General features: G+C 29.2%; 21 protein-coding genes. 10 read left to right on the top strand and 11 right to left on the bottom strand.

Annotation, left to right across the window (positions count from 1 at the left end):
- Nucleotides 1-89: 89 nt before the first annotated feature.
- The gene (locus tag N4A55_RS02725) at nt 90-476 is read right to left on the bottom strand and encodes a hypothetical protein (protein ID WP_293753938.1); all 387 of its coding nucleotides are present in this window, start codon (nt 474-476) and stop codon (nt 90-92) included.
- A gap of 196 nt (nt 477-672) precedes the next feature.
- On the opposite strand from N4A55_RS02725, the gene N4A55_RS02720 reads away from it, so the two are divergent.
- Both N4A55_RS02720 and N4A55_RS02715 read left to right on the top strand, forming a co-directional pair.
- Nucleotides 673-1,797 (top strand): Y-family DNA polymerase, encoded by a 1,125-nt coding sequence (locus tag N4A55_RS02720; RefSeq protein WP_330666287.1) that lies wholly within the window; start codon nt 673-675, stop codon nt 1,795-1,797.
- Nucleotides 1,798-1,832: 35 nt separating this feature from the next.
- Nucleotides 1,833-2,096 carry a hypothetical protein gene (locus tag N4A55_RS02715; RefSeq protein ID WP_293753937.1) on the top strand — a complete coding sequence of 88 codons (264 nt, stop codon included), beginning with the start codon at nt 1,833-1,835 and terminating at the stop codon, nt 2,094-2,096.
- Nucleotides 2,097-2,192: 96 nt separating this feature from the next.
- Here the strand turns inward: N4A55_RS02715 and N4A55_RS02710 are convergent, their stop codons facing one another.
- The gene (locus N4A55_RS02710; protein WP_293753935.1) at nt 2,193-2,774 is read right to left on the bottom strand and encodes a thymidine kinase; all 582 of its coding nucleotides are present in this window, start codon (nt 2,772-2,774) and stop codon (nt 2,193-2,195) included.
- A gap of 781 nt (nt 2,775-3,555) precedes the next feature.
- Between N4A55_RS02710 and N4A55_RS02705 the strand changes: the two genes are divergently transcribed.
- On the top strand, nt 3,556-3,717 hold the full coding sequence (locus N4A55_RS02705; protein WP_293753934.1) for a hypothetical protein: 162 nt from the start codon (nt 3,556-3,558) through the stop codon (nt 3,715-3,717).
- 54 nt (nt 3,718-3,771) lie between these two features.
- Here the strand turns inward: N4A55_RS02705 and N4A55_RS02700 are convergent, their stop codons facing one another.
- The gene (locus N4A55_RS02700) at nt 3,772-4,389 is read right to left on the bottom strand and encodes a TetR/AcrR family transcriptional regulator (protein ID WP_293753933.1); all 618 of its coding nucleotides are present in this window, start codon (nt 4,387-4,389) and stop codon (nt 3,772-3,774) included.
- Between the two features lie 29 nt (nt 4,390-4,418).
- Nucleotides 4,419-7,526 (bottom strand): efflux RND transporter permease subunit, encoded by a 3,108-nt coding sequence (locus N4A55_RS02695; RefSeq protein WP_293753931.1) that lies wholly within the window; start codon nt 7,524-7,526, stop codon nt 4,419-4,421.
- 639 nt (nt 7,527-8,165) lie between these two features.
- On the opposite strand from N4A55_RS02695, the gene N4A55_RS02690 reads away from it, so the two are divergent.
- Nucleotides 8,166-9,389 (top strand): AI-2E family transporter, encoded by a 1,224-nt coding sequence (locus tag N4A55_RS02690; RefSeq protein WP_293753930.1) that lies wholly within the window; start codon nt 8,166-8,168, stop codon nt 9,387-9,389.
- Between the two features lie 31 nt (nt 9,390-9,420).
- Here the strand turns inward: N4A55_RS02690 and trxA are convergent, their stop codons facing one another.
- Nucleotides 9,421-9,738 (bottom strand): thioredoxin, encoded by a 318-nt coding sequence (gene trxA, locus N4A55_RS02685; RefSeq protein ID WP_293753928.1) that lies wholly within the window; start codon nt 9,736-9,738, stop codon nt 9,421-9,423.
- Nucleotides 9,739-10,351: 613 nt separating this feature from the next.
- Between trxA and N4A55_RS02680 the strand changes: the two genes are divergently transcribed.
- Nucleotides 10,352-11,302 carry a CPBP family intramembrane glutamic endopeptidase gene (locus tag N4A55_RS02680; RefSeq protein ID WP_293753927.1) on the top strand — a complete coding sequence of 317 codons (951 nt, stop codon included), beginning with the start codon at nt 10,352-10,354 and terminating at the stop codon, nt 11,300-11,302.
- Between the two features lie 118 nt (nt 11,303-11,420).
- Here N4A55_RS02680 and N4A55_RS02675 read toward each other — a convergent pair whose 3' ends face one another.
- The 4 genes from N4A55_RS02675 to trmB form a co-directional block, all read right to left on the bottom strand.
- The gene (locus N4A55_RS02675) at nt 11,421-11,573 is read right to left on the bottom strand and encodes a hypothetical protein (protein ID WP_293753925.1); all 153 of its coding nucleotides are present in this window, start codon (nt 11,571-11,573) and stop codon (nt 11,421-11,423) included.
- Nucleotides 11,574-11,691: 118 nt separating this feature from the next.
- On the bottom strand, nt 11,692-12,285 hold the full coding sequence (locus tag N4A55_RS02670) for a hypothetical protein (protein ID WP_293753923.1): 594 nt from the start codon (nt 12,283-12,285) through the stop codon (nt 11,692-11,694).
- Between the two features lie 119 nt (nt 12,286-12,404).
- Nucleotides 12,405-12,983, bottom strand: a complete 579-nt coding sequence (locus tag N4A55_RS02665; protein WP_293753921.1) for a hypothetical protein — start codon at nt 12,981-12,983, stop codon at nt 12,405-12,407.
- A 28-nt stretch (nt 12,984-13,011) separates the two neighbouring features.
- On the bottom strand, nt 13,012-13,656 hold the full coding sequence (gene trmB, locus N4A55_RS02660) for a tRNA (guanosine(46)-N7)-methyltransferase TrmB (RefSeq protein ID WP_293753920.1): 645 nt from the start codon (nt 13,654-13,656) through the stop codon (nt 13,012-13,014).
- 288 nt (nt 13,657-13,944) lie between these two features.
- On the opposite strand from trmB, the gene N4A55_RS02655 reads away from it, so the two are divergent.
- The 4 genes from N4A55_RS02655 to N4A55_RS02640 all read left to right on the top strand — a co-directional run bounded on the left by N4A55_RS02655 (nt 13,945) and on the right by N4A55_RS02640 (nt 20,806).
- Complete coding sequence (locus N4A55_RS02655; RefSeq protein ID WP_293753919.1) at nt 13,945-15,981, top strand: methyl-accepting chemotaxis protein; 2,037 nt, start codon at nt 13,945-13,947, stop codon at nt 15,979-15,981.
- A gap of 583 nt (nt 15,982-16,564) precedes the next feature.
- Nucleotides 16,565-17,056, top strand: coding sequence for an NADH-quinone oxidoreductase subunit NuoE family protein (locus N4A55_RS02650; RefSeq protein WP_293753917.1), 492 nt, complete (start codon nt 16,565-16,567; stop codon nt 17,054-17,056).
- A gap of 118 nt (nt 17,057-17,174) precedes the next feature.
- Nucleotides 17,175-18,968, top strand: coding sequence for an NADH-quinone oxidoreductase subunit NuoF (locus N4A55_RS02645; RefSeq protein ID WP_334303775.1), 1,794 nt, complete (start codon nt 17,175-17,177; stop codon nt 18,966-18,968).
- A 20-nt stretch (nt 18,969-18,988) separates the two neighbouring features.
- Entirely contained in the window at nt 18,989-20,806 is a 1,818-nt protein-coding gene (locus tag N4A55_RS02640; protein WP_293753914.1) for an NADH-dependent [FeFe] hydrogenase, group A6, read from the top strand.
- A 187-nt stretch (nt 20,807-20,993) separates the two neighbouring features.
- On the opposite strand, the gene N4A55_RS02635 is transcribed toward N4A55_RS02640, so the two are convergent.
- Complete coding sequence (locus N4A55_RS02635; protein ID WP_293753912.1) at nt 20,994-21,158, bottom strand: hypothetical protein; 165 nt, start codon at nt 21,156-21,158, stop codon at nt 20,994-20,996.
- 272 nt (nt 21,159-21,430) lie between these two features.
- Here N4A55_RS02635 and N4A55_RS02630 point away from each other — a divergent pair, with 272 nt between their 5' ends.
- Entirely contained in the window at nt 21,431-22,672 is a 1,242-nt protein-coding gene (locus N4A55_RS02630) for a hypothetical protein (protein ID WP_293753911.1), read from the top strand.
- A 15-nt stretch (nt 22,673-22,687) separates the two neighbouring features.
- Here the strand turns inward: N4A55_RS02630 and N4A55_RS02625 are convergent, their stop codons facing one another.
- Nucleotides 22,688-23,407: a hypothetical protein gene (locus N4A55_RS02625; RefSeq protein WP_293753910.1), complete on the bottom strand. Its 720-nt coding sequence runs from the start codon at nt 23,405-23,407 to the stop codon at nt 22,688-22,690.
- Between the last annotated feature and the right edge of the window lie 29 nt (nt 23,408-23,436).

Below are 23,436 nucleotides of genomic sequence, written 5' to 3'. Positions count from 1 at the left end.
TTACCTAATGATTGCAAAGTACCTATCAAAAAATAATACCATCAGAGCCTCTACTTATATAACAACTATAGGTGAGGCTTTGTTATTTATTATACCAGATAGAGATTAGCATTAGTATGTGTGCAAGGTTTGACGCTTACTCTTAAAAAAGCTCTAAACGACATAACATCTTGAGCAGTAAATTTTGTAAAATCTGTATCTATTACTTTTTCAAAAGTGTATAATAGTTTTAAAGCTTGCAAAGCTTTTATCCGGGAATTTATTGCATAATCCCTCATTTGAAAATTTAAAAATTCGAACACACTAGATATAACTTCCATGCTTGGAGTATATATGTACATAAAATTATAGCCTGAATACTCCTTAATTACAGATTTGAAGTGTATGGTTTGCTCATAATCAATCTTATTGGTATTTGAAACAATGAATTTAAATGTTGATTCATTACCATATTTAATTTCTTTGACTGTTAACATTGGATCTCCCTTCTATGCATTTAATGAGAATGATTCAGTTAATATTATGAGAGTATTGAAAATATGAACAGTTATTAATTAACCTTATCATTATTCTATCATAAAGAGATCAATTTCCCTGTAAAATTTGTCTGGAATAGAATAAAGTTGTGCAACCCTAGATATACAAAGGTTTTGAGGAAGTTGAACACTTTTCATTCTAATTATACATGGGATAGTATTAGCAAAATCCATTCCTGCTAAAAAATATGGTATAAAAACAGGTGAATCATTATTTAGCGCTCGTCAGAAATGTCCATCTCTTGTAATAGTACCTCCTAATTATAAACTTTTTATGCAATGTAGTGATGCAATGGTAGATATATTCAAGGAATATTTTCCTCTTGTTGAAAGATACAGCGTAGATGAATGTTTTCTTGATTATACTAATATGAGCAACCATTTTGGCTCTCCCATTAGCTTTGCCCATCATCTAAAAGACAAAATACAAAAGAAATTAGGATTTACCGTTAATATAGGTATTTCTAACAATAAACTATTAGCTAAAATGGCATCAGATTTTGAAAAGCCTAATAAGATTCATACGTTATTTCCAAATGAGATACAGGAGAAAATGTGGCCTTTGCCAGTAAGCGACTTATTCATGGTAGGTAGAGCAACCAATGCAAAGCTTATAAAACTAGGTATCTATACCATAGGCGAGTTAGCAAATTCAGACCCAAAACTCTTATATACCCATTTTAAGAGTCATGGATACCTTATACATGCTTATGCTAATGGTATAGCTACCTCCATTGTGAAACCATGTTCCCCCGAAGCGAAAGGTATTGGTAATTCTACTACCATTTCATTTGATGTAACAGATTCCCGTACTGCCAAGCTTATCTTATTATCCCTTACTGAGACGGTTTGTATGCGTTTAAGAGATTCTGACATGATAGCAAAAATGGTGAGCGTAAGTATAAAATCACATGATTTCATTTCACTATCTCATCAAATGCAGTTGGCAGAATCTACGGATATAACTAATGATATCTATAAAGCTATTTGTATTTTATTTGACGAAGCTTGGAACAAAGAACCTATCAGACACCTTGGAGTTCGAATATCTTCTCTTTCTTCAAAAATCAATACACAGCTGTCTCTGTTTGATTTTGATAAACATGAAAAATACACAGCTCTTGATGAATCAATTGATAAGATTCGTTTAAGATATGGAAATACTTCTATTATTAGAGCTTCATTTTTGCATAGTGGTCTAAGACCTCTTAATGGAGGTATGCCAGAAGAAAATTATCCTATTATGTCAAGCCTTTTATAAGTTTTGAATGCATATTAAGAAAGGAAGGTGACTTTATGAAAGTAATCATGGAACCTATTGAAATGATTGGATGGTTTAATTTAAAAGGAGTCTTAATGCCTCTAAGGTTCAGACTCGAAACCAAAGAACACCAACTAAAAACAGTTAAAGTAAACAAAGTTCTATATCATACTGAAGAAAAGATTGCAGGAAATCCTATGAGAAGTTATGCATGTTTAGTTGCTATAAATGGTGTGGAAAAATCCTGTGAATTAAAATACGAATTAAATACCTGTAAGTGGATACTTTTTAAAATATAGGTAATAATATAGCCCAGACCCTTTGAATGCTAAATCTTAAAGAATCTGGGCTATACATATAATTTATATATAAGAATACTTCTTAGAATAATTACATCATAATATTTCTCTAGGATTCTTAAAACAATGATAACAGACAGGTACGTATTTCTCAAGTCCTCCGATATCAATAGGCTTACCCTCATATACCGGCTTTCCATCAACAATCTTTAGGTTATGGGTAGCCTTATTATTGCAAAACCAACAAACAGTCTTTATCTCTTCTAGTTTATCCGCAAGTTCAAATAGTCTTTTACTTGCATCAAATAATTCTAAAGTATAACTAACTCTAAGACCATAACAAATGACTGGTGTATTATACTCATCAACAATTTCTCTAAGTTGATCTATATGTTTAGATTTTAACATTTGACATTCATCCACAAGTATACAATCAATATTATATTTTTGTTTACGATGAGAAACATACAAATTATAGATATCTGTACCTTCATCTATTAGCTCTGCTGGCATTTTGAATCCTGCTCTCGTTGAAACATAACCGTCACTTCTAGTATCTATTTTAGGAATTAAAAGTAATACTTCTTTGCCTTGTGTTTGATAATTATGAGCTGTAGCTATAAGGTTCAAAGATTTTGCAGAAAAAACTGTGCCGTATTTAAAGAATAACTTAGCCATATGTATTCTCCTAACATTAATTATTGAAACTAATTTTTTCATCCATTATATATTATGACATATATTATTTTTTATCTCAACAATATTTTCGCTAAGTCTTATGACCTATTTTTATTATTTTATCATGGTACTATATAATCATTTTAAGTTTTTTTCAATCTTTTTGTAACCTTTTTGGGTGTTTAACATCTTATATAATAGAGGGAGTATTTTAATACATACTCATTAAATTTGTAAAAAACAACTAGAGCAATGCCCTTTGTTCTAAGAAAAGTACCTTTAGGAAGGTATCAGTACACTTATTAAAAAGCAGTATACATATATTGCTATTCCAGTCAAAACCATGAAGTTGCCCTGCTTCATGGTTTTGGTATATATGTAAAAATCTAATCATTTTTGGTAGTTATCCACATTTTTCCTGTTGATAACCCCATTTTCTTGGGGATAACTTTAATAACTATACACAATTATGTCATGTCTCAAACTAAAATATCGTTATATATTAATAAAAATAATCTTTTAAAAATATACGATAAGGTTAATTTATTAACAAAGTTAAGGTGTTCCTTCGCTTCTATAAATAATTAATCCAAATAATTATGTCGCTTTTTATCCTTGTGGATAAAAATTTGTGGATAAAATTTATCTTTTCATTTTTTACCAGTATAATTATTATCATAATTTCCCAAAATATATATGAAAGTATAAAAGAATATTAACATACATTGTTATTATCCTTTATTGTATTATTCTTAGTGTATTTAGGAAGGAGATTTAATTAATGAAATTTACAACAGGTTTAATAGTAGGAAGTGTAATTGGTGCATCATCATTGGCACTTGTAAATATGGACAAACGTGATATGCGTAAAGTGCAAAGAAAAGGTAAAAAAATGATGCATAAAGCAGAAAGATTAATGGATGATTTAAAAGAAATGATGTAATTTTAAAAGGCTCCCACCACTGAATATGGTGACAGCCTTTTATTTTTAGTAATTTCAGCTTCTAAAGACTTTTAATAAGAGATTATATATTGTGTTAATGTTTTCTTCGTCATCACCTATAGTGATATTATTTTGTTCTAGGAATACATCTTCACCAGAAAACTCATAAGATAATATCACCAAAAGGTTCTGCCAAATGACAAAGGTCATTTTATCTTTTGGCTTATCTATAATACCTTCATTAACCCCTAGATCAATTATTTCTTCTAAGAGATTATATAGCTTCATTCTAATTCCAAGCATAATATTTTTGATTTGTTCATGAGTATCTACTTTAGATTTGAAGGTCTTATCGCATTCACTTATCATGAATATGAAGTTAGTATTTCCTTGCCTTATGGTTGCAATAATAATTCTTATAAGACCCTTAATGGTTATTTCAAACCCCTTGTTATCAGTAAATAGCTTTTGTTGTATTTGTTCTACATATTTTTCTCCCATATAATTAATAGTTTTATATATGAGTTCATCTTTGCTGTTAAAATATTCATATACGGTGCTTTTACCAATATTGGCCTCATTAGCAACCTTAGATATAGTAAGTCCGTTAACGCCTTCTCTTATCATAATTGTCATAGCCGCTTCATATAACAGGTTTTTCTTGCTCATCATCTATCTATCCCTCTTTTATAAATATAATACTAAGCTTTTTTTGAAATCTTCTTTTTGAATCCATAAAATATTGAGTAGATGACTGGTACAATTATCAGTGTTAAAAATGTAGACATTATCAATCCACCAATAACTGTTACACCTAGTGGAGCAATCATTTCTGCTCCCTCACCAATACCTAGAGATATTGGAATTACAGCCAATATAGTTGTTAGAGCTGTCATTAGAATAGGTCTTATCCTAACACTTCCAGCTTCTATTATAGCATCTTTTGTAGATTTTCCAACTTTTATTAGTTTATTTATATAATCTACTAATACGATCCCATTATTAACAACAATACCAGATAACACAATCATACCTAAGAATGCTACTATACTAAGTGGTGTTCTAGTTATGAATAATGCAATAAATGCTCCTGTAAATGCTAGTGGCACACTGAATAGGATAATAAATGGATATAGGAAAGATTCAAATTGTGATGCCATAATCATATATATTAGTACTACACCTAAAAGCAATGCTAATAACAGACTAACGAAAGCATCCTTGATCTCTTTATTTTCCCCGGTATTTTCTATACTATAACCATCAGGTATATCTATCTCTTTTAATTTCTCGTCTAATATCTTACCAACATTACCTGCACTTACTCCTTTTTCTAGTTTACTAGTAACACTTATGACTCTCTTTTGATTAGTTCTATTGATTGAAGTATAACCTACTCCTTCTTCAATCTTAGCTATATCTCCTAATTTAACAGTTTTACCTGTCATAGACATAAATGGAAGTTCTCCAATATCCTTTGTCTGAAGCTCAGTATCAGATGTCTTATTAACATAAACATCTACTTTTTTACCATCTAAGTCAAGTGTTGTAGCTTTAACATCTATAAGTCTTTGTCTTATTGTACCTGCCACAGCAGCTGTAGTAATACCAAGAGGTCCTGCTAATTCTCTGTTTAATGTAATGTTAAGTTCGGGTGCCCCTTTTGAAATACCATTATCAACTTCAACTGTTCCATCAATATCTTTGACAATAGCTTCAACTTCCTTAGCAAGCTTTTCTAATTTATCAAAATCAGTACCAGCTATATCAACTTGAACAGGTACAGTAGAGAAAGCCATCATATTAGAAACTGGGTTTACTTCTAGGTCACACTCTACCATGCCTAATATACTATTTCTTATATCATCAGAGATTTCCTGGGTACTTTTATCTCTTTCTGACTTAGGAACAAGGGTTAAGTTGAGTGTACCACTATCTGTAGACCCGCCTCCCATGAACTGACCCATTCCTCCGTTGCTTCCTACAGAAGTACTGATAGTCTCTATATCAGGGAAATCTATGAGTATATCTTCAATTTCTTTTATCTTAGCTACTGTATTATTATACGTAGTACCTTTTGGCATTGAAGCGGTAATTGTTATCTGACCTTCATCAGTAGTAGGCATTAGTTCCGTTCCTATTGTCATAGCTCCAAAAATACTAGCTACAAATAGGATAACTGTTAGTATAACAACTAAAGTTCTATGTTTCAAAGATCCTTTTAATAATCTTATATATAAGTTTCTAAATCCGTCCATCGCTTTATGATGAGTACTTGTATCTGGTTTCTTAATAAGTTTTGACGATAACATTGGTACCAATGTCAAAGCAACCAATAAACTGGCAAGTAATGTAAGTGTAACAGTTATAGCCATTTCTTTGAATATCTGAGCTGTCATACCCTGAACGAATATAACAGGTAAAAATACTGCTATGGTTGTTAGTGTTGAAGCTATGATAGCTCCTGATACCTGTTTACTTCCTTCTATAGCTGCTGAAACTCTGGATTTTCCTTCTTTTCTCATTCTATAGATATTCTCTAGAACAACTACCGCATTATCCACCAACATACCGGTTCCAAGTGCCAATCCACCTAATGATACAACATTAAGAGAAATACCACTTAACCATATGAATGTAAATGATACAATTATACTAATAGGTATAGCTACACCGATAACAATGGTTGGTCTTAGATCTTTCAAGAATATGAATAATATTATTATTGCAAGTATTGCTCCCACTATTGCATTAATAGTAACTGAAGAAACCATATCGTTAATATACTTGGCTTGGTCTAATGTAACCAATATATTCATGTCTGGGTATTCTTCTTTTATCTTATCTATAGTAACATTAACTTTTTTAGAAACATCTGTAGTATTGAATTCTGTTTGTCTTTGAATCATAAGTGAAATACTATCTTCACCATTAACTTTGGAATACATTTTACTGTTTCCTGCTACTTCTTTTATTGTTGCAATATCACTTAATCTTATAGTCGTAGTCTCTATTTTTATTTCAGGCATTGACATATTATCAGAGATAGTATTTGGCATTTCTTTTGGTATTTCCATTAAAATAAAATCTTCAATATCTTCTATACTATCAAACTTGCCTAATGTACGGATTGTTATATCCTTATCACCTTCTGTAATCTGTCCAGCAGGCATATCAAAATTAGAACCTTGCAATAGTTTAGATATCATATCACTATCAATACCTAACAGTTCCATTTTATCTGAATCCAGTGTAACTTCAACCTGTTTTTTAATAGCTCCATTGATAGTTACAGAAGCTACACCTTCTATCCTCTCCAATCTTGGTTTAACAATATTTTCTACAAAACCTCCTACTTCTGACATATTACTGCCCTCTTTGGTAACAGCAAATCCCATAATAGGCATCATACTTGGATTAAATTTTATAATCATAGGAGAACCTACTTCGTCTGGAAAATAACCAGTGACCATATCGAGCTTTTCCCTCATATCTAACATTGCTACATCCATGTTAGTTGATTCATTAAATTCTACTATAACTATAGAATTATGCTCTGATGAAATAGATTGTATTTTCTTCACATTCTGCACAGTCGCCAGTGCACTTTCAATATTTTTTGATACAGTATTTTCAACTTCCCCAGGGCTTGCTCCTATATAAGTGGTTGATACTGCGGCATAAGGAATGTTCATACTTGGCAATAGATCCGTACTTAGCTGAGTAAATGATACTGCTCCGAATATTATAAAAATGAGTACTATCATTACTATGGTTACGGGTTTTTTTACACTGAATTTTGATAACATATTCGTCTCCTCTCCCTCTCACATATTGTTAATGCCGACCGACTGGTCGGTCGGTAACACTATAATACCTATCTTTTATACTTTTGTCAACACCAATTATATCCTATCCTATAATGGAAATTATTAAAAACGCTAATATTGTTATATATTTTAACTCTAAAAATATATTACATCTAAGAATTTATATCTATCAATATATAATGTTTACCCTAAAAAACATGTAATTATTCACATAAAACCCTACATCTTAATAAATGTAATATTTGTATATATTGTAATCATTTGGTAATAATTATTATCATTAGAAAAACTAGGATTGATATGATTTTAGACTTAACATACTTGATTTTGATAGAATTATAATCATTATTTAAAATTATTAATTTTATATTAATTTTTATTAATATTACTATACATACTAGTAATATTTGTTATTATGTAGTTATATATGATACTGACTTTAATTTTTTATCTACTCGTATGAGTCATTTTATAATATTTTTCCAAGAAATTATAAATAATATACTTAAAAATTTTATGTTAGATATAAAATATATTTAATTTCAATATATATAACAAAATATGAAATATATTATTTCATATTTATACGTTGGATTTAACTGTTGAGGAGGGCAAAATATGAAAATTCAATGGAATAAACGATATACCACTATAAGTATTTATGCAGTCTTAGTTATTTTTGTTAGCTTAGTTTTTTATAAATTCATTGGTAACTGGGAAGAAACAAAAATATTCTTTAAAAAAACTTTATCAACTTTATCACCTTTTATAATTGGTTTTTTGATAGCGTATTTCATTAATCCGTTAGTAGTCTGGTTTGAGAAATTGATAGGTAAGATTAGAATACGAAAAAAAAGTATTAAAAGTACAAGAGCCAAAAGATCCCTTGCTATATTATTTTCATATATCACTGTGTTAGGTTTCATCATAATTATTTTAGCTTTTATCATTCCAGAACTTTTAAATAGCTTAGCTGATATAATAAACAAATTACCAGAGTTGATTACAGAGTTGATTAATAAAATAAATTATTTTGTTAATAATAGCTCAATAGAATCCATTGATCCTAAAGCTATCAACCAATTAATTGATGATTACCTTAATAATATACCTGTAGCACTAAACAATGTTTATGATGTATTTAGTAATATTGCACCTTCCCTTTTGAATTTCACAAAAAGCTTTACTTTCGGTCTTCTAAATGTTTTAGTAGGATTTATTATAGCTATATACTTATTAGCCAGTAAAGAGAAATCATTAGCTAGTTTTAACAAAGGTATTATTGCTTTGTTTAGAGAAAATACATCCAATAGTTTACTCGCCATATTAAAAGATAGTCATCAGATTTTTTCCAAATTTTTCGTCGGAAAACTGATTGATTCATTAATTATAGGTGTCCTATGCTTTATAATTACTATGTTATTCCATATACCTAATGCTCTATTGATTAGTGTTTTCGTAGGTATAACTAACATGATTCCTTATTTTGGACCATTTATAGGGGGTTTTGCAGGGATTATATTGGTATTCATAATCAGCCCTATACAAGCCTTATGGTTTGCCTTGATAATATTAGCTCTTCAACAATTTGATGGTAATATATTAGGACCAAAAATTCTTGGAGATTCAACAGGACTTAGTCCATTTTGGGTTATCTTTGCAATACTGGTTGGTGGAAAACTATTTGGTTTGATTGGAATGTTTTTAGGTGTACCTTTCTTCGCAGTAATCAAAAATATTATAGATAAACAAATAAATAAGAAATATGCAATGAAGATGCATAAAAAACAAGAACAAGCCATGCTTAATATGCAAACAGAAATAGACGAAGAAGTTAAATAACCTCTTCGTCTATACATTTTGTTATGTTACTCTACATAGCTGATTCAATTTTTGATTCTAATTGTTGTTTTGGAACTGCTCCTACTACAGTGTCTATAACTTGACCATTTTTGATTAACAACATTGTAGGTATACTCATTACTCTGTATTTTTGAGCTGTTTCACCATTTTGATCAACATTCAATTTTCCGATTTTAGCTTTTCCTTCATATTTTTTTGCCAATTCATCTATAACAGGTGCCATCATCTTACATGGTCCACACCAATCTGCGTAAAAGTCAACTAGTACTGGTATATCTGAGTTAATAACCTCCGCTTCAAAATTAAGATCTGTAAATGCTAGTGCCATAAATAAAACCTCCTTATTAAATATATTTGTATTTATTATAATATCATTATATTCTAATATAGTGATATATGTCAATACCTTTTTTGATATTATTTTATTATTTAAAAATATTATATCTAAGTTAAATCTAAGTTACTCTTTATAATATTTATTCAGCTATAATATATAATGTGTATATATTAATTTAAATATACCACTTTATACCATTAATTTCAATAATTTGGTTATTATTTAAAAGGTTTAATATTATTTAAAAAAAGTTGAATATATTTTTTCATAATATTATTGGCATGAAATTTATGCTTTGAATGGAGTTGTCTATTAATAGGAAAAGTATGAATATCAAGTTCATGATTAAGTTTACTAAAAAAAATATAACCCTTATTTTTTCTATTTACTCAAAACTATGGAGTATATTAATAAATAATGTTTTACACAAATTAATAATATATAGTATAATATGCATAAAGCAAACCTTACAATATGCTGTATAAAGAAATTCCCTTATATCTTTTGCCGATAAGGTAAAAGAACTTGATAAGATATGTAAAAAAACTGGTTACAGTAGAAGTGAATTACTTAATATACTTAACCTTAGAAAGGACCGATAGCTATGAACTCTACAAAACGTGGTAATAAATTCATACTGATACTTATAATAATAATACTACTAGTTCCTGAAATCATTGCATATCTAGAATTGAATTTCAATTTTAAGCTGACTTCTATTAGTACTATATTAATACCGCAGCTTGGTTTAATCGGAATCCCAGTTATTCTATACTTCATCATTACAAAACAGTCTATTAAAAAAACATTAATGTTTAAAAAACTTGATATCATCAATGTTCTATTAGCAATAGGTATTGGGTTATTAATACAACCTCTATTAAGTTTGATTAATCTAATATCACAGATATTTTTTGAAAATAAAATATCTGGCACTATATTTACATTAGCAGAACTTCCATTATGGCTGTTACTCCTATTAGTTGCAGTACTTCCTGCAATTAATGAAGAGATAGTTACTAGAGGAATACTTCTAACCAATTACAAAAACGTGAATATTTTTAAAGCAGCTCTAATCAGTGGTCTATCCTTTGGTATGCTTCATATGAATGCAAATCAATTTTCTTATGCATTTGTAATGGGTATAATATTATTTATACTAGTTAAAATAACTGGCTCTATATTTTCTAGTATGCTCATACACTTTTTGATTAATGGTTTACAAATGGTTATTGCCAAATTAGCAATATTTCTGCAAGAGATATTTGGTAACTCAATTGATTATGACATGATTGCACAAGAAGCAGTGAGTAAGGATGCAATTATTTCTTTATTGCCTATACCACTTATTCTAACTTTTATTACTTTACCACTAGTATTTTTATTATTTTATGCTGCTGTTAAACATAATAAAAAAGAATACCTATTTGTTAAATCTCCTTCTCAAGAGATAGAACCTATAAAAAGTAAAGATAAAATATTTGATGTTTATCTAATTTCATCAATAATTATTTTCATTGCTCATGTAGTTATAAAAGAAATTCTTGTAATTTAAAAGTTAATAGAATGGGTTAATTCAAAATGAATTACATACTTATTACAATAAAATGGGGATGTAAGATAATACATTTTATAATTATTCAAAAACGTATTACCTTACATCCCCAATTGATTTATTTCTTCTTAGTATATTTTCCTAATAATTTTTCCAGATAAGTTTCCATATCATCTAGACTTTTTGTAATATTAAACTCTTGCTTTTTCTTATTTTTCTTCCCATAACTTTGTTGCAGATACTTATATTTGACTTTATCCGAAAATTTCATACATTCTCCTGTATTATTAAAGTACTACGCCTTTAAAAATAAAAATATTATTCTATAATATTATATGAGAATTTGGTAGTTAAGGGACTTTTTCTTATTAATTATCCTGTTTACTATACTATTTAATGTTAATTATAAAATTAATCTTTTCATAATTAGTTTTTTTACTATCTATAATATTAAAGGCAATTTCAGTTATACCCTTATCTAATGCTACAAATGCCCAGTAGTGCTCTTTATACTGTTCTTGTTGTTGTTTTGATTCACTTATTAACATTACTGATTCTGTTTCTTTTTCATATTCATAGTTTGTATATGTTTCTTTTAATGTAATAGCAATAATACTTTTTTCCTTCACCATTGTCTCTCTATTATTTATATCTAGAACTACATCTGGAAATACCCCCAGATATCCACTTAATGTTTCTCTTATATCTACAGATATAACCTCATCTTTATTATTAGCAATAATTTTTATGACATTATGTTGCAAGGGATAATCAGTAACCCTAAAAGACTTTATTGTTTCAAATATAACTATATTACCTAACAAGAAATCTTTAGATAATCCACTTTCAAAAATAACATCTTCTGTTATATCTACAATAATATAATTTTTCTTATCTAAAGTTTCAACAACAAATTGATCATCATTTTTTATTTCTACTATTTTACCTATGAACGTTGACCTGTTATTGCCATCCTCTAACATGAGTTCACCTCTTTTTTATGCTATAAGAAAAAGTTCTGCTCTAAAGCATATGAAATAGAACCACTTTCATATATTCTCATATTAAAGGTATGTGAAATACTGCAAAATATACATATTATTTATATCTTAACTAAATTATTAATTTCATCTTCATCTACTTCCAAGTCAGTTATTATCTTATCAAACATAATACCTACAAATATATTATTCTCTAAATATTCATTGTTGAAAAGTGTATCAAAGTAACCTTTTCTAAAATCTTCTAATGTTTCCTCTTCATCTTTCACTAATCCTATACCAATTTCCATATCATAGATGTTAAATAACTTATCAAATAATTCTCTATCAAAGTTATTTTTTGGAAGTATGAACCCTAGTTTATAAGATGAATTCTTATTCGCACCTAGTATTATTCCAAAAACAGATTTTTTGTTAGTATTTTCTATAGGTACGACAATATTACTGAACCCCTTATCCTTGATATATTTTTCAATTATTTTTATATTATCCATTGGTACGCTATTATCTACCAAGCAACATAGATTAGTATTAATCATAACAAATAGCTGTTGGTCTTTTATCAAAGTATTTAAAACACCAAACCTAAAATCTTTCTTATACTTATCTTTTAATTTAAAAAAATCAATAAATGTTCTACCTAATTTTTTATCTTTTTTGATCTTGATTTTCCTTTTCACTGAGAACCTCCTCCTTATTTTGGACGGTTTATATCTTTACCTTAAATGCCTCCAATCTATAAATAGGCATACCAAGACTCACGAATTTTTCTTCATACTCAGTCATCGTATTACCTTCCACATAGCTACTATTATGCAAATCCCTAGTAACTTTTTCTGTTTTCCAATCATGTTTTTCAATCTCTTCTAGAGAGAATTCAAATAGGTGTTTGTTATCTGTCTTGAAACATATCCTGCCATTGGATGCTAAGACTTTTTCATATCTTTCCAAGAAATCATGGTGTGTAAGTCTCCTTTTGGCATGTCTATCTTTTGGCCACGGATCAGAAAAATTAAGATAAATCCTTTCTATTTCTCCCTCTTCAAACACATCAAGTATTTGTTCAATATCCATTCTTATTGCATATACATTATCAAGCTCTTCGTCGTCTAGATTATCAAGAGCTCTTACTAATACTTTCGTAAATTTTTCAAACCCAATATAATTGATATTAGGGTTATTCTTAGCCAAGGTTGTAATAAATTTACCTTTGCCCATTCCAATTTCTATATGTATAGGATTGTTATTCCCAAATTTTTCGTTCCATTTTCCTTTATAATCTTTCTCATCCTCTATTATTCTTGAATGCTCTGATACTTTTTTATCTGAACCTTTAACATTTCTTAATCTCATAAATATGCTCCTTAAATATTGGTAAAATCTATTGAATATAATCTAAAAAGTAAGAATGACCTGCTAATCATTATATAATTATTATGGTTTATGTTTTGAGATTTGTCAATTAATAAAATACAATTATCAATACTTGTAAAACAGGTGGTTTGCACCTGGGGATATTATACATTAATTTAAAAATTGTTTCTCAAAACTGAAAAATATAGTAATTCAGTAAAGTTGATAATAGGGAGAAATTGGGATATAATAGTAATGAAACTTAAATGAATCTAAGGAGAACAACAAATGAAAAGAACTAAAAAAAAGAAGACTTCAATAAAAAGAAACCTTATTGTTTTTCCGCTTATTATAATGTTAGTAGGAGTTATAACTATTGGATATGTATCGTCATGGCTTGTAAGAGAAAGTTTATTAAAGCAAATGAAGAAAGATGGAATAAGTTTTGCTAATAATGTAGTAGAACAAATAAAAGTCAATACACACTCTTTAAAAACTATTAATAAAATGTTAGAAGATAAAATTAGTTTAGTAGGTAAGGTTATTATTGAAAATAAAGATGTATTAAGCAGTGATTATTTAAAAGTTATTGCAAAGAATTTAAATGTAGACGAATTATATTGGTTTACTCCTGAAGGAGAAATTATTTATGCAACAGTTAATGATTATATCGGTTGGATTCCGCCAAAAGGACATCCATTAAATGATTTTAAATTAAGTAACCAAAAAGAATTTTATGAGGAAATAAGAAAAGATTCTAAATTTGGTAATCTAGTTAAATATGGAGCATTAAAAAGTTCTGATGGTTGTTTGGTTCAGATAGGTATAAACGCTAATGAAGTTACAAAACTAAAAGAAAAATTTAATTATCAAACGCTGGTGGAAGAATTATCAATAAATGATAATTTAGTTTATGTTGCTGTCTTGGATAAAAATAAAACCATAATTGCACATAATAATAAGGATAGAATTGGTGTAACAGTTGATAATGAGAATATATCAGAATCTATTGAAAACAAAGAATTATATGCTTTTGAATATTATTACGTATCTGAAAAAACAAAAGTTTATAATGTAATAATACCTATTTTTATAGATGAAGAGTATATTGGTTCTTTAAATATTGGATTATCAATGGAAGGGATTTATACTGCTATCAATGAAAATATTAAGATTATAGCAATATTTGGAATATTTATTTTTATTATACTTGCATTATTTTTAGGGAAATTATCAAAGTATACTATTAAAAATATAAATAAGATAAAAGAAAGCTTAGAAATTTTATCATTAGGAGATTTTACAAAAGAAATACCTAATGAATTATTAAAAAATACAGATGAGTTTGGAGAAATATCAACTGCCTTAAATAAGATGAAAAACTCAATAAAAATTATTATTAGAAATATTGTAGTGTCTTCTGAACACATTACTAAGTCTTCTGAACAATTAACAACAACAAGTAATGAAGTAGCTATTGCTGCTAATGAAGTAGCAAGATCAATAGATGAAGTAGCTAAAGGAGCAGATGATCAAGCACAAGAAACTGAAAATGGTGCTAAGAGTATTAATGTATTAGGAGATGTCATTATTAAAAACCAACAATTCATGAATAAATTAAACATTTCGACTAAAGAAGTAGAAAAATATAAAAATGAAGGAATGAAAACATTAAATTTCTTAGTAGAAAAAACTAATGATACTGCAAAAGTTACTACAGAAGTAAGAGAGGTAATTATTGATACAAATAAAAGTGCAGAAAAGATAGAAAATGCTAGTCAAATGATTAAAAATATTGCAGATCAAACCAATCTATTAGCTCTAAATGCAGCAATTGAAGCTGCTAGGGCTGGAGATTCAGGAAAAGGTTTTGCAGTAGTTGCTGATGAAATTAGAAAACTTGCAGAACAATCTACAAATTTTACAGATGAAATAGATTTAATAATTAAATCTCTTGCATATAAGACCGAACAAGCCGTTGTTGCAATAGAAAAAGTTGGGCAAATTGTAACATTACAAACAGAAGGAGTAAAAGAAACAACCAATAAATTTGAGAATATTGCTGATGCTTTACAGGAAATGAAACATGTTATTAAAAACTTGAACTATACAGGAAAAGAAATGGAAAAACAAAAGGAGATAATAATAGATACAATTGAAAGTTTAGCAGCTATTGCAGAGGAAAATGCAGCATCAACACAGGAGGTTGCAGCAACTACAGAAGAACAGACAGCGTCAATAATAGAAGTTGATAGTTCTACTAAAGAGTTAACAAACTTAGCTGAAAAAATGAAGAAAAGTATATCTCAGTTCAAATATGAGTAATACTTAATTATCGTATATTATTATTAATGTTTTATATTATTTGAAATTATTATATTTTAGGATAAAAATATAAACAGTTAATGTTTTAAAAATATCATTTTTATAAAAAATGATATTTTTTTGTTGCCCATCATAAATGTACACAAAAAAAACCTATCCTAACGGATAGGCTAAAAGTTTTATATATAAATAAAAGGGGGGGTAGTTTCTACATAATTATCCTATCATATAAATATGTCCAAAATATGAATTTAATATTACTATTATATGTAAAGTTAATATCCTATTACAAATAATTTATTTTAATAAAAAATTAATTATTTGCCTATAAATCAAGCTTTTATGAAATAATTACAATTTATTATTAAGGTAGTAATATTACAAATTAATGTCATAATAATACATATTCTTCAAATATTACTATAAAAATCCAGTTCTATCTTAATAATTATTTTTTACAAAAAATAATTATCATTAAAACTATATATAAGACTAATATCGTTTCAAACCAAGAATAAAATTCCATTTATTTGTATAGCCTAATATTAAGATTATTTTTAAAATATATCAAGGAGGCAGATTAATGGAAATAATAATTGACAAGAATGAAATAGAAAATTATCAAAAACTTGATAAGATTATTTTAAAATACAAAGATAAAAATGGTATGTTAATCTATATTTTAAAAAAAGCTCAAGACATCTTTGGATACCTTCCTATCAAAGTCCAATCATATATATCAGAAAAAATGGATATTCCCATATCTACTATTAATGGAGTTGTGAGCTTCTATTCACTTTTTTCACAAGAACCAACTGGAAAATATACTATAGGCGTCTGCCTGGGTACAGCATGCTATGTAAAAGGTGCCTCTGATATCTTAGAAGCAATAAAAGAAGAATTAGGCTTGGATGTTGGTGAAACAACACACAATAAAATGTTCACCTTAAAAGCGACTAGGTGTATCGGTGCATGTGGACTAGCTCCAGTAATAACTATTAATGATGATGTATATGGGCGTCTATCTCCCTCAGATATACCTTCAATAATCCATAAATATACAAAAAACTCATAAAGGAGATGAGCTTATGGACTACAAACCTATTGGTTCAATTTCAGAACTTGAAGAACTTCAAACAGAACAATATGAAAAACTATCTATTAGACTAAAAGATACTTCCATTGACAAAGAAATAAATAAACATCATATATTAGTATGCTCTGGTACTGGTTGTACATCCTCAGACAGTCAGGTTATATTAAAAAAAATGGAAAGAGAAATTAAGAAACGTCACTTAGGAGATAAAGTAAAAGTATTTAAAACAGGATGTTTTGGGTTCTGTAAGCTTGGTCCAATCATAGTAGTACATCCTGACCGTACTTTCTATTGCCGTGTAAAACCAGAAGACGTAGACAATATTCTAGAAGAACATATAGAAAATAATGAAGTAGTTGAAAAGCTGTTATATAAAAGTCCTTCTACAGATAAAATACAAGAAAGAATTGATGATCTGGATTTTTTCAATCATCAACAGAGAATCGCTCTTCGTAACTGCGGTATAATAGACCCTGAAAACATTTATGAATATATTGCTATGGATGGTTATAAAGCCATAGGGGACATTCTGAATAATAAACCTGAACCTTATAAAATTATTGAAACAGTTAAGAAATCTGGTCTTAGAGGCAGAGGCGGCGGTGGTTTCCCAACAGGGGAAAAGTGGGAATATGCTCGTGCTTACAAGAATGATAAAAAGTATGTTGTTTGCAATGCTGACGAAGGTGACCCTGGTGCATTCATGGACCGCTCAATCCTTGAAGGTGACCCACATAGTATTATAGAAGCTATGCTAGTTGCTGGATACTGCATAGGAGCTAACCAAGGTTTTATTTATGTCAGAGCTGAATATCCTATTGCTGTAGAACGCCTATCAATAGCCCTTGAACAAGCACGAGAAGTTGGTCTATTAGGCGATAATATATTAGGAACGGGCTTCCAATTTGACCTTGATATTAGATTAGGCGCAGGAGCTTTTGTATGTGGTGAAGAAACCGCTCTTATATCTTCTATTATGGGATTTAGAGGCGAACCTAGACCAAGACCTCCGTTTCCAGCAGAAGTTGGATTGTGGGAATATCCTACCCTTAACAATAATGTAGAAACCTATGCCAATATACCAATAATCCTGTTAAAAGGCTCTGATTGGTATAGCAGTATCGGAACAGAAGATAGTACAGGAACTAAGGTATTTGCACTTGCTGGTCAAATCAATAATACAGGTCTTATTGAAGTACCTATGGGAACCACATTAAGAACTATTGTTTATGATATTGGGGGTGGTATCCCTGGTGGAAAGAACTTCAAAGCAGTACAGACAGGAGGTCCCTCTGGAGGATGTATCCCTAAGTCTCATTTGGATACTAAAATAGATTATAAATCCTTAACGGATATAGGCTCAATGATGGGTTCTGGTGGAATGATTGTTATGGATGAATCAGATTGTATGGTAGATATAGCTAGATTCTATCTGGAATTCGCTACTGATGAATCCTGTGGAAAATGTGTACCATGTAGAATAGGAACCAAAAGACTTCTTGAGATATTAGAACGTATAACAGAAGGTAAAGGTAGTATGGAAGATATTGATATATTAAAAGACTTAAGTGTCAATATACAGAATAGTTCCTTATGCGGACTTGGACAAACTGCCCCAAATCCAATACTGAGCTCACTCAATTATTTTGAAGACGAATATATTGCTCACATAAAAGAAAAGCGTTGTCCTTCAGGGGTTTGTAATTCCCTTCTTAGAGTAGTCATTTCTGATGATAAATGTATTGCTTGTGGAATATGTGCAAAAGTCTGTCCTGTTGATGCCATAACAGGAGTACGTAAGAAGCCCCCTTACCATATACATCAAGATATTTGTATCAAATGTGGAGCTTGTATACCAAAATGTCCTGTTGATGCCATTTATAAACGATAACCCAGAAAGGAGCTAAAAAAGTGGAAAATATACGAGAAAAAGATGAGCAAGAATTGAAAGAAGAACTTGTTACTATATATTTTGATGGAAACCCTTATGAAGTCCCAATGGGAATGTCTGTCCTAGAAGCTGCAAGACTAGTTAATATTGAAATTCCTAGTTTGTGCTATCTAAAAGATATAAATGAAATAGGCGCCTGTCGTGTATGCGTTGTAGAAATAGAAGGCATCAGGGCATTACAGCCTTCTTGTGTATATCCCGTCAGGGATGGACTAAAGGTTAAAACCAATACAAAAAAAGTTAGAGATGCAAGAAGGACTGCTGTAACTTTACTATTATCCAATCACCATAGAGAATGTTTAACATGTATAAGAAACCTAAACTGTGAATTACAGAATGTTGCAGACAGCTTAGGTATTAGAAACATCCCTTATACTGGTGAGATGCCTGATTACGGTTTCCATAACGATAACGTTTTTATTCAAAGAGATTATAATAAATGTATTAATTGCAGAAGATGTATGGCAATATGTAATAAAATACAAGAATGTAATGTTTACTCTCCCTTAAATCGTGGACTTAATACTGTTATAGCACCTAGCTTCAAAAAAGATCTCAGTGACGTTACTTGCATCACTTGTGGTCAATGTATTATTGCTTGTCCTACAGGCTCTCTAACAGCCAGAGAAGATATTGACGATGTATGGAAAGTTCTAAATGACCCTACTAAACATGTTATAGCTCAAACAGCTCCTTCTATTCAAGTTACAATAGGAGAAGATTTCAATATGCCTGTAGGTACTATGGTTAGAGGAAAACTGGTTACTGCCCTTAAAAGATTAGGCTTTGATAAAGTATTTGCAACAGATGTTACAGCAGACCTTACTATCATGGAAGAAGCAAGTGAATTAAAGGAAAGAGTCATAGAACATCCTGAAAAACTACCTCTCCTATCCTCTTGCTGTCCTGCTTGGGTTAAATTTGCAGAACATTTCTATCCTGATATGCTTCATAACCTATCAACCTGCAAATCTCCTCATGAAATGTGTGGAGCTCTTACTAAGACTTGGTATGCTAAAAAATATAACATTGATCCTGATAGTATAGTCAATGTAGCTATAATGCCTTGCACTGCTAAAAAATTTGAAGCTACACGCCCAGAGATGACATCAGACGGATATAGAAATGTTGATTATGTATTGACAACTAGAGAATTATCCAGAATGATAAGATCAGTAGGTATACATTTTGGCAGCTTACCTGATAGCGAATATGATGAACCTTTTAATCAATTCAGTAGTGCAGGTACTATTTTCGGTGCAACCGGCGGAGTATTAGAAGCCGCTGTAAGAACTGCTCATTATTTTATTACAGGAGAAGAAATAGGTGTTCCTGAATATGAAGAAGCAAGAGGTCAAAAAGGGTTAAAATATGGTAAAGTAACTTTTGGGGATACTACTCTAAGAATTGCGATAGCACATGGTACAGGCAACGCTAAGAAAGCTTTGACAAGACATCTAAGCGGTGAAAAACCTTTTGATTATATGGAAGTAATGGCTTGTCCCGGAGGCTGCGTAGGCGGTGGTGGCCAACCTATCTTAGGTGGTAAAGACCATAAAAAGATATCTCTTGACTACAGACATAATCGTGCCGATACTCTTTATAATATTGATAAAGACAGCAAGATCAGAAAATCCTATGAAAATCCCGTTATGAAACAAATATATGATGAATTCTTAGGTAAACCTTTATCTAATACTTCAAAAAAATATCTTCACACCACATATGTCAAAAGAGGTAAATACCCTTATCTTGAGAAAGAAGTTAAAGTTGAATAGATATAGAGTAAGAATGTCGTATGGTCCACTCGTCTGACATTTGTGGAATAAAATGAGATCCATTAATAAGATTCTTGTAATAAAAAATAGATTTAAAAACTTCTATACCCTAGAAATTTTAAATCTATTTTTTAACGTATTTTAATAAGTATTAAATCTTGAAATAATAATATTTATTTCAGTTTAATTACATGTTGTCACCATTCATGTCAACATTTTCATTGTTTTGGATTTCATTATTATTTTCTTTGTTTGGTGTATTAGGATCTCTATTGTAAGTCTTACATCCTACGAAAGAAAATAAACTTAATCCTAGAACCAATGCTATAGCTCTAATTGTATTCTTCTTCAATATACTCACCTCATCATTGTGTTGTTTATAATCTTGTTCAAAAATTCGTAAATTTTTTTAAGAATTCTTTATTAGTATTAACAATATATTAAATTAAATACGTTAACTGGTATTAGTAATTTTTTCTTTTGCTAGTAATTAAGGTAGGCTATTGTTAATGCTAATTAGTTGACACACTATATTATTGTTCAATAATTTTATTGTTTACATAACATTTAAAATGTTGTAAACTATTATTTATATAAAAAACAAAAGAATAAAGGAGTCTTATAATGATTAGAAATAATAATAGAAAATCAATACTATTAGTATTTATTTCATTACTGTCACTGTTATTATTTTCAGGTTGTACAAATAAACAAGTAGTTGATTTAAATACCGATAAAATTATAAATCGTAAAGCAAATAATAAGAATACCAATGAAGATATACCGAAAATAGAAGATGTTACTAATAATCACTCGTCTAAACCAAATTTAATAAAATCAGATTATGAGAATTCAGCTAATACTCAAAATAATACTTCTTCTAAAAGTATTACCATGGATATTTTAAATGTTGAATTGATTAAGGAAAACATATACCCTGAACATAGATATTATTCTCCAGATGGAAAAAATTATATTAAAGAAACTTTAGCTCCTGATACTTACATTAAATCTTTTTATCTAAATGATTTATCAGAATCAATAGACTATGTTATGGTTGAAGATGTTTTTGATCACAAATATAATTCTGTATGTTGGTTATCAAATGATCAAGTAATTCTAACTGGTTCTAATATTTATGATATAAAAAACAACAAAAAAATTAATTTAGGAATAGAAAACTATTGGTTTCCACCAGAAGATATAAATGAGAAAAAATATGAATATGGAGGACTAAAATATTCCATAAATAATTCAAAAACTCTAATAGCATACTCTTTTTTTGAACAAGATTTAAATAAAATATATATATATAATATAAAGACACAAGAATATTTAAAACTTGACGAAAATCGTAGTTTTGAACGTCCATCAGGTAGGATATATTGGGATAAAAATGATAATTTATATCTTGACACTTTTGGAGATACAAGTACTGGATTTCAAATAACAAAATACTCTATTAAAGATAAATCAAAGAGTATTTTCAAGGAAAACTATTCAATAGATAGTTTATTACCTAACTCAGATTATTGTATTCTTTTTAATATTAATTCACATGAGTATGAAATATTTAATCTAGAAAAAAACACTACTATATTTATCTTTAACAATAATATTATATGGCATATGACTCACAACTCATTAATTTACTATGATAAAAAAACTCAATTAGTTAATAAATATATATTTAGTGAAGATAAACAACTCCCTATTGCTTGTCTAAAAAAGATTATTAAATCAAATGGAGATTTACCTTATTTAGATTATGCCCAAGAATCTTGTAATATTTTTATTTATAATTATACTAATGAATCTAAAAAAGCTACTCATTATATAGTTAAATCAAGAAATAGCCCAAAATAAAGCTAAGGACTATCTCTATAAGTCCCAGTATATACTCCCAAATGTAAATGTTCTGGAACGTTTCCTGAATTTCCCATCCATACCAAGAGCTTGACCAGCATTAACCGTATCTCCTCCATTTGCTCCAGAATACTTTGCATCTTTTACAGTTCCGTGATATATTGCTCTTACTGATTGATCTGCTCCATTAAATAAATCATGTCCTAAATGTCCTTGATAACCAGTATCTAAATCATTAAATGCCTGTGTCATATACCATCCATCACTATATGGATTATACCATTCCCCATCTGGAAGTAATTCTTTATTTTTATCTTTATCTTTAAATGAAATTGGCAAAATACATTTAGTATAAACATACCCTTGTTTAGAGCCACTTCCTGTTGAGTATTCTATTTTTGAAAAAGGACCTTCTACCCCTAATACAGTTACTTCTTCTTCAAATCCAATCCATCCATAAGATTTACTGGAATAAAAATTTGCCTCTTTTCTTATTTCAGTCTTACCATCATAACACCTAATTGCATATGCTTTACTATTTTCATCTGTATAATTCTTACATCTAACCTTATATTGACCTGAACCAGAATATCCTTTAATTTTAATATAATATTTAATCCCTGCAGCCCCTATAGCTCCACTAACTATAACTTCTTGCTTAGTTATAGCACCAATCACTGCTACAAATCCTAGAAATACTAATGCAACTGTATCGTTGTTTATAAATTTAAACATATCTAATCATTCCTTTCTTATTTTATAGC

The organism is Vallitalea sp. (genome assembly GCF_025211055.1).
Taxonomy (GTDB): domain Bacteria; phylum Bacillota; class Clostridia; order Lachnospirales; family Vallitaleaceae; genus Vallitalea.
This window is presented reverse-complemented; position numbering and strand designations above follow the sequence as displayed.

Coding starts and splice junctions, on each gene's coding strand:
- N4A55_RS02680 (WP_293753927.1), top strand. CDS start 10,352: ATGAACTCTACAAAACGTGGTAATAAATTCATACTGATACTTATAATA.
- N4A55_RS02675 (WP_293753925.1), bottom strand. CDS start 11,573: ATGAAATTTTCGGATAAAGTCAAATATAAGTATCTGCAACAAAGTTAT.
- N4A55_RS02625 (WP_293753910.1), bottom strand. CDS start 23,407: ATGTTTAAATTTATAAACAACGATACAGTTGCATTAGTATTTCTAGGA.
- N4A55_RS02710 (WP_293753935.1), bottom strand. CDS start 2,774: ATGGCTAAGTTATTCTTTAAATACGGCACAGTTTTTTCTGCAAAATCT.
- N4A55_RS02670 (WP_293753923.1), bottom strand. CDS start 12,285: ATGTTAGAGGATGGCAATAACAGGTCAACGTTCATAGGTAAAATAGTA.
- N4A55_RS02650 (WP_293753917.1), top strand. CDS start 16,565: ATGGAAATAATAATTGACAAGAATGAAATAGAAAATTATCAAAAACTT.
- N4A55_RS02725 (WP_293753938.1), bottom strand. CDS start 476: ATGTTAACAGTCAAAGAAATTAAATATGGTAATGAATCAACATTTAAA.
- N4A55_RS02655 (WP_293753919.1), top strand. CDS start 13,945: ATGAAAAGAACTAAAAAAAAGAAGACTTCAATAAAAAGAAACCTTATT.
- N4A55_RS02630 (WP_293753911.1), top strand. CDS start 21,431: ATGATTAGAAATAATAATAGAAAATCAATACTATTAGTATTTATTTCA.
- N4A55_RS02690 (WP_293753930.1), top strand. CDS start 8,166: ATGAAAATTCAATGGAATAAACGATATACCACTATAAGTATTTATGCA.
- N4A55_RS02705 (WP_293753934.1), top strand. CDS start 3,556: ATGAAATTTACAACAGGTTTAATAGTAGGAAGTGTAATTGGTGCATCA.
- N4A55_RS02715 (WP_293753937.1), top strand. CDS start 1,833: ATGAAAGTAATCATGGAACCTATTGAAATGATTGGATGGTTTAATTTA.
- N4A55_RS02700 (WP_293753933.1), bottom strand. CDS start 4,389: ATGATGAGCAAGAAAAACCTGTTATATGAAGCGGCTATGACAATTATG.
- N4A55_RS02695 (WP_293753931.1), bottom strand. CDS start 7,526: ATGTTATCAAAATTCAGTGTAAAAAAACCCGTAACCATAGTAATGATA.
- trxA (WP_293753928.1), bottom strand. CDS start 9,738: ATGGCACTAGCATTTACAGATCTTAATTTTGAAGCGGAGGTTATTAAC.
- trmB (WP_293753920.1), bottom strand. CDS start 13,656: ATGAGATTAAGAAATGTTAAAGGTTCAGATAAAAAAGTATCAGAGCAT.